The sequence below is a fragment of the Xanthomonas arboricola pv. juglandis genome (assembly GCF_905367715.1).
Lineage (GTDB): Bacteria > Pseudomonadota > Gammaproteobacteria > Xanthomonadales > Xanthomonadaceae > Xanthomonas > Xanthomonas arboricola.
The window spans coordinates 4,480,238-4,494,739 of record NZ_HG999362.1 but is presented as its reverse complement, the minus strand read 5'-3'; the positions used below and the strand labels follow the sequence as shown (position 1 = coordinate 4,494,739).

8 protein-coding genes, 2 tRNA genes and 3 rRNA genes are annotated in these 14,502 nt (G+C 60.9%); 9 read left to right on the top strand and 4 right to left on the bottom strand.

From position 1 onward, the window contains the following. Positions 1–111 precede the first annotated feature (111 nt). Complete coding sequence (locus KHN93_RS19420) at positions 112–777, bottom strand: hypothetical protein (RefSeq protein ID WP_100224744.1); 666 nt, start codon at positions 775–777, stop codon at positions 112–114. Positions 778–799: 22 nt separating this feature from the next. Then, positions 800–1,459: an orotate phosphoribosyltransferase gene (pyrE, locus tag KHN93_RS19415; RefSeq protein WP_024940459.1), complete on the bottom strand. Its 660-nt coding sequence runs from the start codon at positions 1,457–1,459 to the stop codon at positions 800–802. 119 nt (positions 1,460–1,578) lie between these two features. Here pyrE and KHN93_RS19410 point away from each other — a divergent pair, with 119 nt between their 5' ends. The 3 genes from KHN93_RS19410 to KHN93_RS19400 all read left to right on the top strand — a co-directional run bounded on the left by KHN93_RS19410 (position 1,579) and on the right by KHN93_RS19400 (position 4,202). Next, positions 1,579–2,379 carry an exodeoxyribonuclease III gene (locus KHN93_RS19410; protein WP_167706247.1) on the top strand — a complete coding sequence of 267 codons (801 nt, stop codon included), beginning with the start codon at positions 1,579–1,581 and terminating at the stop codon, positions 2,377–2,379. A gap of 241 nt (positions 2,380–2,620) precedes the next feature. Continuing rightward, positions 2,621–3,916, top strand: a complete 1,296-nt coding sequence (locus tag KHN93_RS19405) for an AmpG family muropeptide MFS transporter (protein ID WP_039510325.1) — start codon at positions 2,621–2,623, stop codon at positions 3,914–3,916. A 58-nt stretch (positions 3,917–3,974) separates the two neighbouring features. After that, positions 3,975–4,202, top strand: coding sequence for a hypothetical protein (locus KHN93_RS19400; RefSeq protein ID WP_102584104.1), 228 nt, complete (start codon positions 3,975–3,977; stop codon positions 4,200–4,202). A gap of 93 nt (positions 4,203–4,295) precedes the next feature. Here the strand turns inward: KHN93_RS19400 and KHN93_RS19395 are convergent, their stop codons facing one another. Both KHN93_RS19395 and KHN93_RS19390 read right to left on the bottom strand, forming a co-directional pair. Beyond that, the gene (locus KHN93_RS19395; RefSeq protein WP_102584095.1) at positions 4,296–5,438 is read right to left on the bottom strand and encodes an anhydro-N-acetylmuramic acid kinase; all 1,143 of its coding nucleotides are present in this window, start codon (positions 5,436–5,438) and stop codon (positions 4,296–4,298) included. 280 nt (positions 5,439–5,718) lie between these two features. Then, complete coding sequence (locus KHN93_RS19390) at positions 5,719–7,137, bottom strand: M23 family metallopeptidase (RefSeq protein ID WP_211921133.1); 1,419 nt, start codon at positions 7,135–7,137, stop codon at positions 5,719–5,721. Positions 7,138–7,308: 171 nt separating this feature from the next. Between KHN93_RS19390 and tyrS the strand changes: the two genes are divergently transcribed. The 6 genes from tyrS to rrf all read left to right on the top strand — a co-directional run bounded on the left by tyrS (position 7,309) and on the right by rrf (position 14,391). Continuing rightward, positions 7,309–8,520 (top strand): tyrosine--tRNA ligase, encoded by a 1,212-nt coding sequence (gene tyrS, locus KHN93_RS19385; protein ID WP_104560454.1) that lies wholly within the window; start codon positions 7,309–7,311, stop codon positions 8,518–8,520. Positions 8,521–9,245: 725 nt separating this feature from the next. Beyond that, positions 9,246–10,792, top strand: a 16S ribosomal RNA gene (locus tag KHN93_RS19380). Between the two features lie 92 nt (positions 10,793–10,884). Continuing rightward, positions 10,885–10,960 (top strand) — tRNA-Ala (locus KHN93_RS19375). 19 nt (positions 10,961–10,979) lie between these two features. Then, positions 10,980–11,056: transfer RNA gene (locus KHN93_RS19370), tRNA-Ile, on the top strand. A 227-nt stretch (positions 11,057–11,283) separates the two neighbouring features. After that, positions 11,284–14,164 (top strand): 23S ribosomal RNA (locus KHN93_RS19365). A gap of 112 nt (positions 14,165–14,276) precedes the next feature. Further along, positions 14,277–14,391: ribosomal RNA gene (gene rrf, locus KHN93_RS19360) — 5S ribosomal RNA — on the top strand. The 16S, 23S and 5S rRNA genes sit together here with 2 tRNA genes alongside, the layout of an rRNA operon. Positions 14,392–14,502: the final 111 nt, after the last annotated feature.

The window sequence follows — 14,502 nt, the reverse complement described above, 5'->3', positions numbered from 1 at the left end:
GAGAGCCTCGTGGGCAGGGAGTAAGACCGGCCATTATGCGGGCAGGGCGTCGGATCGGGAAATGCCGCCCGCCGCAGTGCGCTGCACGGGCGGGAATGACGGCTGCGCCGGTCAGCCGGTTGGCGCGGCGCCGGCCGGCGGCTCCTTCATCGCCCGGTAGCGCTGCAGGATGTCGGCGATCTCGCCGTCCAGCGCCACCCGTTGCTGCTCGAAGCTGGTCTGCAGACGCAGTTGCGCCATCAGCTCGCGATGGCGTTGCTGGATGTCGGCTGCCAGCTTGTCGGCCACCGCCTGGCCGGCCAGTTCGCGGTCGCCGGCGCTGCGCAGCATGCTGGCCAGCCCTTCGCGCAGGCTGGTCACGTTGAAACGCGCGGTGTGGATGTTGTTGTCGACGATGGCGATGCGCTCGTTGAACACCCGGCGCAGGTCGTCCTCGCTCTGGTAGGACATCAACATCGCTTGGTCGGTGCGCTGGCGCATCTGCTCGGCGGCCAGGTCGGCCTGGCGTTGCTGCTCGCTGGCGGCTGCTGCGGCGCGCTCGTCGCTGTTCATGGCGCGCTGCACCTCGGCGCTGCGCAGGCCGCTCTTGGCGTTGAATTCGTCGCGCGCCTGATTGACCGCCTCCGGCGGCAGCGTATCGCTGCACACCCGGGCGCCGTTCTGGTTCCAGCAATACAGCTTCTTCGCGGCCGGCTTGTCCTGCGCGATGGCAGGCGCGGCGGCCACGGCTGCCGCAACGGCGGCGAGTAACGCCAAACGGGTGTGTCTCGGCATCATCGCAGCCCCCTGTCGCCTGCCGTCAGCCTGTGGTGTCGGTACCGTAGCGGCCACGATAGGCCAGCAGCGGTTCCCGGAAGCCGACAAGGTCGGCGTTTCCTGCCGCAAAAGCAAGCAGGTCGCCCAAGTTGGCCACCGCGATCACCGGGATGCCGGCCTCGGCCGCCACCGCCTGCGCGGCCGAGCGGCGATCCTGCTCGGAGGCGATCTCCTGCCGGTCCAGCGCCACCACGATCCCGGACGGAATGCCGCCGGCGCCACGGATGATGCCCAGCGCCTCGCGGATAGCGGTGCCGGCAGTGATCACGTCGTCGACGATCAGCACCTTGCGGCCCTCAAGCGGCGCACCGATCAGGCTGCCGCCCTCGCCATGGTCCTTGGCTTCCTTGCGGTTGAACGCCAGCGGCAGGTCGCGCCCGCGCCCGGCATAGGCGCAGGCCAGCGCGGTCGCCAGCGGGATGCCCTTGTAGGCCGGCCCGAACAACAGGTCGAACTCCACCCCGGCCGCATCGATCGCATCGGCATAGCACTGCGCCAGCTGCGCAGTCTTGGCGCCCGAATCGAAGCGCCCGGCATTGAAGAAATACGGGCTGAGCCGCCCGGACTTGAGCGTGAACTCGCCAAAGCGCAGGGCATCGGCGCCCAGGGCCAGCTGCAGGAAACGGGTGCGGTGGTCGGTCATTGACGGGAATGGGGGAATGGAGAATCGGGAATGGTAAACGCATCGCGCCTCGGCAGCCTTCGCAGCTGCGCTGGGGTAGGCTTTACGATTCCCTATTCCCGACTCCCCATTCCCGGCCTATGCGCATCATCAGTTTCAACGCCAACGGCCTGCGCTCGGCCGTCACCAAGGGTTTCTTCGAGTGGTTCGCCGACCAGGACGCCGACGTGCTGTGCGTGCAGGAGACCAAGGCCCAGGAGCATCAGCTGGCTGGTCCCAAGTTCCTGCCCACCGGCTACAAGGCGTGGTTCCGCGACGCCAGCACCAAGAAGGGCTACAGCGGCGTGGCCATCTACAGCAGGCACGAGCCCGATGAAGTGCGCACTGCGCTGGGCTGGCCCGAGTTCGACGAAGAAGGCCGCTATGTCGAAGCGCGCTTCGGCAACCTCAGTGTGGTGTCCTTCTATATCCCGTCCGGCTCGTCGGGCGAGTTGCGCCAGGGCTACAAGTTCCAGGTGATGGAATGGCTGCGGCCGATCCTGGAGCAGTGGCTGGCCAGCGGCCGGCAGTACGTGCTGTGCGGCGACTGGAACATCGTGCGCTCGGCGCTGGACATCAAGAACTGGAAGTCCAACCAGAAGAATTCCGGCTGCCTGCCGCCCGAGCGCGACTGGCTCAACGGCCTGTGCGCCGATGCGCTGGAAGACGCCAACTCCGCCAGCGGCCGCGGCTGGGTCGACACCTACCGCGTGCTGCATCCCCAGGGCCAGGACTACACCTGGTGGAGCAACCGCGGCGCAGCGCGCACCAACAACGTCGGTTGGCGCATCGACTACCAACTGGTCACCCCCGGCCTGCGCGACAAGGTGAAGGCCTGCTCCATCTACCGCGAGCAGCGCTTCTCCGACCACGCGCCGTACATCGTGGATTACGCGGAGTGAGTGAGGGCGCGCGGCTGGCAGCGACGAGCATGGGGACGGTTGGCCAGGCCCCCCAGTGGGGTGCTTCCAGCCACTGCGTGGAGATCAACCTCGAGTGCGTGCAGGTTGTGCCTGGCCGCAGGCTGATAGTGATTGATCCTTCATGGAGCCAATCATGCGTTTCCGGCAGGGCAATCCGCGCAGCGGCTAGCGATACTGCCCGCCCCGCAACAATCAGCACTCGTTCCCAGCGGCCACACGCATGACCAAGCCTGTACCCGACTACAAAGGACTGCGCGGCATCCGGCAGGCCTTCGCCACGCCATCGGCGGCAACCATGGCACTGCTGGGTTTCGGCAGCGGTCTGCCGTTTCTGTTGATCGCCTCGCAGACCCTGTCCACCCGGCTGCGCGACGTGGGGCTGGATCTGGGCAGCATCGGTCTGATCAGCCTGGCCAGCTTCTTCTACCTGCTCAAGTTCCTGTGGGCTCCGCTGATCGACCGCTATGCGTTCCCGATCACTGCGTTTCTGGGCCGCCGGCGTTCCTGGCTGCTGGTCTCGCAACTCGGCGTCACTGCCGGCCTGTTCGCACTGGCGTTTTCGCGCCCGGACATGAGTGTCACCGGCCTGGTCGCCTGGGTGCTGTTCGCCTCGTTCTGGGGCGCCACGCAGGATTCGGTGGTGGATGCCTACCGCATCGAAATTGCCCCGGACACGGCGCAGGCGGCCTTGGCGGCGACCTACACCCTGGGCTATCGGATCGGCCTGATCCTCGGTGGCGCCGGGGCCCTGTACCTGGCCGAATACCTCAACTGGACCTCCGCGTACCTGGCCATGTCGGCGCTGATGCTGCTGCCGATCATCACCACCCTGGTATGCCGCGAGCCGGACCGGCCGCTGGTCACAGTGGTGCGTCGCATCGACGTGGCCGGCGCATTCTGGCAGCCCATTTCCAGTTTCTTCTCCAGTAATGGGCTGGCGCTGGGCATCGTCCTGCTGGCATTTGTCGGCCTGTTCAAATTCCCGGATCAGGTGATCGGCGTGATGGCCGGGCCGTTCTATCTGGATTCTGGCTACACCAAGGCCGACATCGCCACAGTGTCCAAGCTGTTCGGCGTGTGGATGGGCATCGTCGGCGCGTTCGCCGGCGGTGCGGCGGTGGCGGCGTTCGGCTTCCGTCGCATGCTGCTGGTGGCCGCCTTGGGTGTGGCGCTGTCCAACCTGGCGTTTTTGTTGATGGCGCAGAACCCCGGCAAATTGTGGGCGTTCTACGCCGCACTCAGTGCCGACAATCTGTTCCAGGGGTTCGCCGGCACCGTGCTGGTGGCCTTCATGTCATCGCTGACAAATCGCAATTTCACCGCCACCCAGTACGCCTTGCTGGTGTCGCTGGCCAATTTGCCGGGTAAATTCGCCGGCGGTGTGTCCGGGTTTCTGGTCGAGGCCACCTCCTACAGCACCTTCTTCATCCTCAGCGCCCTGACCGTGGTTCCCACGCTGGCCCTGCTCGCCTGGCTGTGGCCGCGGCTGGATGCCCGCGATGGGCGCCCGGATTGAAACGGCCGCCAAGGTTGCCGATGATGCAGGCGGGGCAGCGCAGTGCACGAGGCAGGGCATGACCGATCTGATGTTGCGGGACATCGATCCATTGCTGGTGGACAGGATTCGTCGCATCTCCGTCGCTCGCGGCTGGACCCAGCACCAGACCGTGATGCATCTGCTCGAACAGGGCCTGTTCGCCAGCGAATACGAAGTCACCGGCGGCCTGCAACACCCGGAAGTCGATGCCCTGGCCGAAGCGATTGCCGCGCTCAAGGCGCTGCCGGCGGGGAATAGTCCGTAGCGTTGTAAACGGTCAGCCAGCGCTGCCTCGCGTGCGAATCCATTCGGCGCGAGGATGCTGCGAATGCGGGCGCCCGCAACTGATCCAGGCCTGTCACGCCGGATGGATCGCTCCCAGCAACCGCGGTCCGGCCGCCCCGGTCACCGACGGCAGATTGGCGGCCCGGCCTGCGAGCAGCTCCGCGGCCAACCATGCGAACCCCATTGCCTCCAGGTAGTCCGGATCCAGCCCATGCCGCGCGCTGGATTCCACCATCACGCCCGGCAATCGCGCCGCCAGTCGTGCCATTAATACCGGATTGCGCACCCCGCCACCGCACACCAGCACCCGGCGGGTATCGGGCTGCAGCCGCAGCAACGCGTCGGCGACACTGGCCGCGGTCAGTTCGAGCAGGGTCGCCTGCACATCGGCCGCAGACAGCGCCACGTCTCCCAGCGACCGCATCGCCTGCATCGCCCAGTCCAGATGGAACTGCTCGCGTCCGGTGCTTTTGGGCGGTGCCAGCGCAAACCACGGGTCGGCCAGCAACGCCTGCAGCAGTGCGGTATCGACGCGCCCGCTGGCGGCGAACGCACCGTCGGCATCGAACGCCGTGCCGCGATGCTGCTGGCACCAGCTATCCAGCAAGGCATTGGCCGGCCCGGTATCGAAGCCCAGCACCGCGCCATCGCGCGGGATCAGCGTCAGGTTGCCGATGCCGCCCAGATTGAGCACCGCGCGGTCTTCATCGCCCGTGCCGAGCATGGCCAGATGAAAGGCCGGCATCAGCGGCGCGCCCTGGCCGCCGGCAGCCACATCGCGACGGCGGAAATCGGCCACCGTGGTGATGCCGGTGTGCTCGGCAATCCGGCTGGCATCGCCGATCTGCCAGGTGAAGGCCGGATCGGCCTTGGGTCGATGCCGAATGGTCTGCCCATGCGAGCCGATCGCGCGAACGCGCCCACGCGCGATGCCGCTGTCGCGGATCAGTTGATTGGCCGCGGCCGCAAACGCCAGCCCCACCTGCGCATCCAGGTGTCCAAGCGCATCGATGGCGATCACGTCGGCGCCCTGGCCCAGCATCACCAGCGTTTCGCGCAGTTGCGGCTCCCAGGCCACGGTGGTGCCGGCAACCAGTTCGCAGCGGCGATGGCTGTCATCGGCAAAGCGCACCAGTGCGGCATCGATGCCGTCGGCGCTGGTGCCCGACATCAGGCCCAGGTAGAGCGGGGATTCCAGGTGTTCCGGAGCAGACATGCCAGAGCCAGTTGCACAGTGGTCATGCAGCTTGTGCAGCCGGGGTGGGAGAGTCAACCGGCCCTGCACGTCTCGCGGCAGGGCCGATGGGCTGTGCGCTCGCCAGGCAGCGCTCCACGCGCAGTGCCGACTGTCGCGTCGGCGTCCGGGTTCCCACTTGTGGCCAGCCTTAGCCCGACGCTGGCCGGGATATCGCGTGAGCTAAACCCTTCGCGAACCGCTCCGCAGCCATCCGATCGGCGATGGCCGGGTCGGCGGCCGAGAAATCAGCCGTATCTACTCAACCGCGCGGCTTGCCCTTGGCAGGCTTGCCGGCGTCGGCGTAGATCAACTTCTCCATGCCTTCGATACGCGCCAGCGCCGGCGCCGTCTGCGCGCGGAATGCGGCCAGCTCGGCACCCTGCAAGGGCTCGGGCGGCGGCATGGTCACCGACATGGGGTTGCGCTGCTGCCCGGCGACGCGGAATTCGTAATGCAGATGCGGGCCGGTCGCCAGGCCGGTCATGCCGACATAGCCAATCACCGTGCCCTGGTTGATGCGCTGGCCGGCCTTGATCTTGCCGAAGCGCGACATATGCCCGTACAGCGTGCTGAAGTTCCTGCCGTGGTCCAGGATCACCACATTGCCGTAGCCGCGCTGGGTGCCGACGAACACCACCCGCGCATCGCCGGCAGCCATGATCGGCGTGCCCGAGGCTGCCGCGTAGTCCACGCCCTTGTGCATGCGCATGGTGCCCAGCACCGGATGCTTGCGTGCGCCAAAGGTCGAGCTGATGCGGCTGTAGGCCACCGGCATCCGGATGAAGCTCTTCTTCAACGGCCGGCCGGTGATGTCGAAATACTCGGCCGGCTTGCCGGCACGCTCGAAACGGAAGCCGGTGTAGGTCTTGCCGCCGGTGGTAAAGGTCGCCGCCAGGATGTCGCCGGTATTGATCCGCTCGCCCTCGCGCCAGGTTTCGTCCATCACCACGCTGAAGCGATCGCCCGGCTGCAGATCCTTGTCGAAGTCGATGTCGTACTTGAAGATCTCATCGGTCATGACCGCCACCGCCGCTGGCGACAGCCCCGACTTGCCGGCCGAGGCGTACAGCGAGCTGCTGATTTCCCCGCTTGCCACCACCGTGCGCGTGGTCGTCGCCCGCTCGGTGACATTCTCCCGCACGCTGTCGCCCAGCAGGCGCAGCTCCACGCGGTGGCTGTCGTCGCGGTCGAAGCGCAATGCGCGCAACTCGCCCGGCGTCGGCATATCGAAGGCAATCTCGGCGCCCGGACGCAGCTTGGTCAGCGCCTCCTTGGTGCCCGGATGCGCCAGTACCTGGTACATCACCGCGGTCGGGATTCCCAACTCGCCGAACAAGGTGCTCAGCGTCTGCCCGGATTTGACCTGCAGGATTTCCCAATCGGTGCTCGGCGCCAGCTGCTTGCGGCTCGGCACCAACGGCGGCAGCGGCAAGGCCAGCGTGGAATGGCTGGACAGCGGGGTGTCGATGGCGTTGGAGAAGCCCGGCACAATCGTGGTCACCAGCGCACCGATGGTCGCGAACAGGCTGGCATGGATCCAATGACGGCGTGTCCATTGGTCGTTGAATGCCGCCGGCAGATGCGCCTTGAGCTTGCGATGCAGTGCAGTGTCGTGGAGGACGTGGAGGCGTTCGTGAAAGCGCCGCTTGCGTGCACGGCCCTGCTCTGAGTTCTGCATCGTTCAAATTCCTCGCTGGCTCGAAGTGCGAGCCCAATCGCCGGTACCATAGACAGCCTGTAACAGCGCGTCAAACCATTGAGCCTGTTCGTTTATTTACATTTGGCGCGGAATTAACCCGCGTTTAACATCGTTCACGTTGTTGACGGCAAACGCCGCTGGAGTCTGTGGTTGGCCACTATCGAAGAATCCCTCGCACTCATCGGTCGCGGCGCCGAGGAGATCCTCAAGCTCGATCAACTCGAAGCGCGACTGAAATCAGGCGTGCCCTTGCGGGTCAAGGCCGGTTTCGATCCCACCGCACCGGATTTGCATCTGGGCCATACCGTGCTGCTCAACAAGATGCGGCAGTTCCAGCAGCTCGGGCACCAGGTGATCTTCCTGATCGGCGACTTCACCGGCATGATCGGCGACCCGAGCGGCAAGAACGTCACCCGCAAGCCGCTGAGCCGCGACGATGTGCTGGCCAATGCCCGCACCTATGAGGAGCAGGTCTTCAAGATCCTGGACCGCGAACGCACCGAGGTGCGCTTCAACTCCGAGTGGTTCGGCCAGATGAGCGCGGCGGACATGATCAAGCTGTCCGCGCAGCACACGGTGGCGCGCATGCTCGAGCGCGACGACTTCGCCAAGCGCTTCACTAACCAGCAGCCGATCGCCATCCACGAATTCCTGTATCCGCTGGTCCAGGGCTACGACTCGGTCGCCCTGAAAGCGGACGTCGAACTGGGCGGTACCGACCAGAAGTTCAACCTGTTGATGGGCCGTGGCCTGCAGGAGCACTACGGCCAGGCCCCGCAGGTCGTGCTGACCATGCCGCTGCTGGAAGGCCTGGACGGCGTGGCCAAGATGTCCAAGTCGCTGGGCAACTACATCGGCATCAACGAGCCGGCCATCGACATCGTCACCAAGACCATGAAGATCGGCGACGAGCTGACCTGGCGCTGGATCGATCTGCTGTCTTTCGACATCAGCGTGGCCGAAGCAGAGCGCCTGAAGGCGCAGGTCGCCTCGGGTGAACTGCACCCGCGTGAGGTCAAATTGCGGCTGGCGCGGGAACTCACCGCACGTTTCCACGACGCTGCTACCGCGGAGCAGGCCATTGCCGGCTGGCACGCGGTAGTGACAGGGCAGGGCGACACCAGTCTGTTGCCGTTGCAGGAGGTCGCTGTACCGGCCGAAGGTCTGCGGATCGCAAGCCTGCTTACTGCTGCTGGCCTGACGCCAAGTAATTCGGAAGCTACGCGCAAGCTCAAGGAGCGAGCGGTCAAGATCGATGGCGAAGTGGTCGAAGATCCGGCACGCCAGTTCGGGCCGGGCTTCGAAGGCGTCATCCAGGTGGGCAAGCGTAACTTCGCCCGCGTGGCGCTGGTCAGCGGCTGAGCTGCGAAGGGTTGCTGCATGGCGGCAACCTCCGCTCTGCGGTGACATCTATATAGGTGCACCGGGATGCATGAGCCGGATCAGCGGTTTGCCATAGCGGGTTATCAGGGCGTGTCACCGCAGGGGAAGGGGAAAAATCGTGAAATTTCTCTCACAAACCCCTTCCCAAACTCGCCGGTTGGGCCTATAGTTCGCCTCCCCCGACGCAACGGCCCCGCAAACGCGGAACCAGAGCGGAAAGGGTTCGAAAATTCCCTGATTTAGGGTGTTGACGAAACGAAAAAGCCGGCTATGATGGGCGGCTCGCTACACGGAAAGACGCTACGGCGAATTGAAGTGCAGCGGCGGCAACTTCCTCTTCACGAGGGGTTGACGAAGATGAAAAGCCTGCTAATATGGCCGGCTCGCTTCGCAGAAAACCTTCGGGTCGAAACGAAGCAGCGTCAACCACCTCGAAATGAGGTGTTGACGGCAAGAAAAAGTCCGCTATAATGGGCGGCTCGCTTCGACGGAAACGACGAAGCTGACGGGAACGGCGCTGAGGCCACTTCCCAATGTTCTTTGACAGTGTGCGCAGGTAATTTGTGCGGACGCCTGCAGGAAGGATGATTGTCCATCTTGCAGACGTTTAATCAAAATGCAACATATTAATTGCTTTGCAAGCGATAAGTTGCCAGTGGTTGAACTTCTGCAGCTAAAGTAATTTGCCTTCGGGCATGTAATTTTAAGTGAAGAGTTTGATCCTGGCTCAGAGTGAACGCTGGCGGCAGGCCTAACACATGCAAGTCGAACGGCAGCACAGTAAGAGCTTGCTCTTATGGGTGGCGAGTGGCGGACGGGTGAGGAATACATCGGAATCTACTCTTTCGTGGGGGATAACGTAGGGAAACTTACGCTAATACCGCATACGACCTACGGGTGAAAGCGGAGGACCTTCGGGCTTCGCGCGATTGAATGAGCCGATGTCGGATTAGCTAGTTGGCGGGGTAAAGGCCCACCAAGGCGACGATCCGTAGCTGGTCTGAGAGGATGATCAGCCACACTGGAACTGAGACACGGTCCAGACTCCTACGGGAGGCAGCAGTGGGGAATATTGGACAATGGGCGCAAGCCTGATCCAGCCATGCCGCGTGGGTGAAGAAGGCCTTCGGGTTGTAAAGCCCTTTTGTTGGGAAAGAAAAGCAGTCGGTTAATACCCGATTGTTCTGACGGTACCCAAAGAATAAGCACCGGCTAACTTCGTGCCAGCAGCCGCGGTAATACGAAGGGTGCAAGCGTTACTCGGAATTACTGGGCGTAAAGCGTGCGTAGGTGGTGGTTTAAGTCTGTTGTGAAAGCCCTGGGCTCAACCTGGGAATTGCAGTGGATACTGGGTCACTAGAGTGTGGTAGAGGGTAGCGGAATTCCCGGTGTAGCAGTGAAATGCGTAGAGATCGGGAGGAACATCCGTGGCGAAGGCGGCTACCTGGACCAACACTGACACTGAGGCACGAAAGCGTGGGGAGCAAACAGGATTAGATACCCTGGTAGTCCACGCCCTAAACGATGCGAACTGGATGTTGGGTGCAATTTGGCACGCAGTATCGAAGCTAACGCGTTAAGTTCGCCGCCTGGGGAGTACGGTCGCAAGACTGAAACTCAAAGGAATTGACGGGGGCCCGCACAAGCGGTGGAGTATGTGGTTTAATTCGATGCAACGCGAAGAACCTTACCTGGTCTTGACATCCACGGAACTTTCCAGAGATGGATTGGTGCCTTCGGGAACCGTGAGACAGGTGCTGCATGGCTGTCGTCAGCTCGTGTCGTGAGATGTTGGGTTAAGTCCCGCAACGAGCGCAACCCTTGTCCTTAGTTGCCAGCACGTAATGGTGGGAACTCTAAGGAGACCGCCGGTGACAAACCGGAGGAAGGTGGGGATGACGTCAAGTCATCATGGCCCTTACGACCAGGGCTACACACGTACTACAATGGTAGGGACAGAGGGCTGCAAACCCGCGAGGGTAAGCCAATCCCAGAAACCCTATCTCAGTCCGGATTGGAGTCTGCAACTCGACTCCATGAAGTCGGAATCGCTAGTAATCGCAGATCAGCATTGCTGCGGTGAATACGTTCCCGGGCCTTGTACACACCGCCCGTCACACCATGGGAGTTTGTTGCACCAGAAGCAGGTAGCTTAACCTTCGGGAGGGCGCTTGCCACGGTGTGGCCGATGACTGGGGTGAAGTCGTAACAAGGTAGCCGTATCGGAAGGTGCGGCTGGATCACCTCCTTTTGAGCATGACGTCATCGTCTTGCGGGCGTCCTCACAAATTACCTGCATTCAGAGATTCATACCGGCACAGGTCGGTATGCGAAGTCCCTTTTGGGGCCTTAGCTCAGCTGGGAGAGCACCTGCTTTGCAAGCAGGGGGTCGTCGGTTCGATCCCGACAGGCTCCACCATATTGAGTGAAAAGACTTCGGGTCTGTAGCTCAGGTGGTTAGAGCGCACCCCTGATAAGGGTGAGGTCGGTAGTTCGAGTCTACCCAGACCCACCACTCTGAATGTAGTGCACACTTAAGAATTTATATGGATCAGCGTTGAGGCTGATACATGTTCTTTTATAACTTGTGACGTAGCGAGCGTTTGAGATATCTATCTAAACGTGTCGTTGAGGCTAAGGCGGGGACTTCGAGTCCCTAAATAATTGAGTCGTATGTTCGCGTTGGTGGCTTTGTACCCCACACAACACGACATGTAACTCCGAGGCAACTTGGGGTTATATGGTCAAGCGAATAAGCGCACACGGTGGATGCCTAGGCGGTCAGAGGCGATGAAGGACGTGGTAGCCTGCGAAAAGTGTCGGGGAGCTGGCAACAAGCTTTGATCCGGCAATGTCCGAATGGGGAAACCCACTGCTTCGGCAGTATCCTGCAGTGAATTCATAGCTGCTGGAAGCGAACCCGGTGAACTGAAATATCTAAGTAACCGGAGGAAAAGAAATCAACCGAGATTCCCTAAGTAGTGACGAGCGAACGGGGAGCAGCCCTTAAGCTGGAATGGCTTTAGAAAAACAATCTGGAAAGATTGGCCATAGAAGGTGATAGCCCTGTATTTAAAAGGGCCACTCCAGTGAAGACGAGTAGGGCGGGGCACGTGAAACCCTGTCTGAATATGGGGGGACCATCCTCCAAGGCTAAATACTCCTGACCGACCGATAGTGAACCAGTACCGTGAGGGAAAGGCGAAAAGAACCCCGGAGAGGGGAGTGAAATAGATCCTGAAACCGTGTGCGTACAAGCAGTAGGAGCTCGCAAGAGTGACTGCGTACCTTTTGTATAATGGGTCAGCGACTTACTGTTCGTGGCAAGCTTAACCGTATAGGGGAGGCGAAGGGAAACCGAGTCTGATAAGGGCGCATAGTCGCGGGCAGTAGACCCGAAACCGGGTGATCTAGTCATGGCCAGGGTGAAGGTGCCGTAACAGGTACTGGAGGCCCGAACCCACGTCTGTTGCAAAAGACGGGGATGAGCTGTGATTAGGAGTGAAAAGCTAATCGAACCCGGAGATAGCTGGTTCTCCTCGAAAGCTATTTAGGTAGCGCCTCGGACGAATACTACTGGGGGTAGAGCACTGTTATGGCTAGGGGGTCATCGCGACTTACCAAACCATTGCAAACTCCGAATACCAGTACGTACTATCCGGGAGACACACGGCGGGTGCTAACGTCCGTCGTGAAAAGGGAAACAACCCAGACCCACAGCTAAGGTCCCAAATTCACTGCTAAGTGGAAAACGATGTGGAAAGGCATAGACAGCCAGGAGGTTGGCTTAGAAGCAGCCACCCTTTAAAGAAAGCGTAATAGCTCACTGGTCGAGTCGGTCTGCGCGGAAGATTTAACGGGGCTAAGCAGTGAACCGAAGCTTGGGGTGCATAAAACTTGTTTTATGCGCGGTAGAGGAGCGTTCCGTAAGCCTGCGAAGGTGGATTGAGAAGTCTGCTGGAGGTATCGGAAGTGCGAATGCTGACATGAGTAACGATAATGCGGGTGAAAAGCCCGCACGCCGAAAGCCCAAGGTTTCCTTGCGCAACGTTAATCGACGCAGGGTTAGTCGGTCCCTAAGGCGAGGGCGAAAGCCGTAGTCGATGGGAAGCAGGTTAATATTCCTGCACCTCGCGTGAGTGCGATGGAGGGACGGAGAAGGTTAGGTGTACCGGGCGTTGGTTGTCCCGGGGAAAGGCGGTAGGTTTGGATCTTTGGCAAATCCGGGATCCTTTAAGACCGAGCACCGAGACGAGCCTTTATGGCGAAGTCACTGATACCACGCTTCCAGGAAAAGCTCCTAAGCTTCAGCTCACGAAGACCGTACCGTAAACCGACACAGGTGGGTAGGATGAGAATTCTCAGGCGCTTGAGAGAACTCGGGTGAAGGAACTAGGCAACATGGCACCGTAACTTCGGGAGAAGGTGCACCCTTTTTGGTGGCTCATGCGAGCTATAGCTGAAGAGGGTCGCAGAAACCAGGCCGCTGCGACTGTTTATCAAAAACACAGCACTCTGCAAACACGAAAGTGGACGTATAGGGTGTGACGCCTGCCCGGTGCTGGAAGGTTAATTGATGGGGTCAGCCGCAAGGCGAAGCTCTTGATCGAAGCCCCAGTAAACGGCGGCCGTAACTATAACGGTCCTAAGGTAGCGAAATTCCTTGTCGGGTAAGTTCCGACCTGCACGAATGGCGTAACGACAGCGGCGCTGTCTCCACCCGAGACTCAGTGAAATTGAAATCGCTGTGAAGATGCAGCGTTCCCGTGGCAAGACGGAAAGACCCCGTGAACCTTTACTATAGCTTTACACTGAACGTTGAGTTCGTCTGTGTAGGATAGGTGGGAGGCTATGAAACTGTGGCGCTAGCTGCAGTGGAGCCATCCTTGAAATACCACCCTGTCGTGCTTGACGTTCTAACCTAGATCCGTTATCCGGATCAGGGACCGTGTATGGTGGGTAGTTTGACTGGGGCGGTCTCCTCCTAAAGAGTAACGGAGGAGCACGAAGGTACGCTCAGCGCGGTCGGACATCGCGCACTGTGTGCAAAGGCATAAGCGTGCTTGACTGCAAGATCGACGGATCAAGCAGGTACGAAAGTAGGTCTTAGTGATCCGGTGGTTCTGTATGGAAGGGCCATCGCTCAACGGATAAAAGGTACTCCGGGGATAACAGGCTGATACCGCCCAAGAGTTCATATCGACGGCGGTGTTTGGCACCTCGATGTCGGCTCATCACATCCTGGGGCTGTAGTCGGTCCCAAGGGTATGGCTGTTCGCCATTTAAAGTGGTACGCGAGCTGGGTTCAGAACGTCGTGAGACAGTTCGGTCCCTATCTGCCATGGGCGTTGGAAGTTTGAGAGGGGCTGCTCCTAGTACGAGAGGACCGGAGTGGACGAACCTCTGGTGTTCCGGTTGTCACGCCAGTGGCATTGCCGGGTAGCTATGTTCGGAAGCGATAACCGCTGAAAGCATCTAAGCGGGAAGCGCGCCTCAAGATGAGACTTCCCGGGGCACAAGCCCCCTAAAGGAACCATATAGACTATGTGGTTGATAGGTCAGGTGTGTAAGTACAGCAATGTATTGAGCTAACTGATACTAATGATCCGTGCGGCTTGACCATATAACCTCAAGTTGCCTTGGTCCCAACGAACGTTGGTAGATCACCAAACGCAAGCTACGTCACAAGTTACCTATGCGAGACGAGCGCTATCAAGCGCTGCTCCAACCGTCTCCCTGGTGAAATTAGCGCTGTGGAACCACCCGATCCCATCCCGAACTCGGAAGTGAAACGCAGCTGCGCCGATGGTAGTGTGGCTCAAGCCATGCGAGAGTAGGTCATCGCCAGGGGCTTTACCCGAAACCCTCAGTCCAACAGGACTGAGGGTTTCTTTTTGTGCGAAATTTAAGCCAACTGGCTAAAGCCAAAGCCAAAGCCAAAGCCAGAGCCAAAGCCAGAGC

Bases quoted from the DNA above. Each gene is read 5' to 3' on its own strand.
- pyrE (WP_024940459.1), bottom strand. From the start codon at position 1,459: ATGACCGACCACCGCACCCGTTTCCTGCAGCTGGCCCTGGGCGCCGAT.
- KHN93_RS19420 (WP_100224744.1), bottom strand. From the start codon at position 777: ATGATGCCGAGACACACCCGTTTGGCGTTACTCGCCGCCGTTGCGGCA.
- KHN93_RS19390 (WP_211921133.1), bottom strand. From the start codon at position 7,137: ATGCAGAACTCAGAGCAGGGCCGTGCACGCAAGCGGCGCTTTCACGAA.
- KHN93_RS19400 (WP_102584104.1), top strand. From the start codon at position 3,975: ATGACCGATCTGATGTTGCGGGACATCGATCCATTGCTGGTGGACAGG.
- KHN93_RS19395 (WP_102584095.1), bottom strand. From the start codon at position 5,438: ATGTCTGCTCCGGAACACCTGGAATCCCCGCTCTACCTGGGCCTGATG.
- KHN93_RS19410 (WP_167706247.1), top strand. From the start codon at position 1,579: ATGCGCATCATCAGTTTCAACGCCAACGGCCTGCGCTCGGCCGTCACC.
- KHN93_RS19405 (WP_039510325.1), top strand. From the start codon at position 2,621: ATGACCAAGCCTGTACCCGACTACAAAGGACTGCGCGGCATCCGGCAG.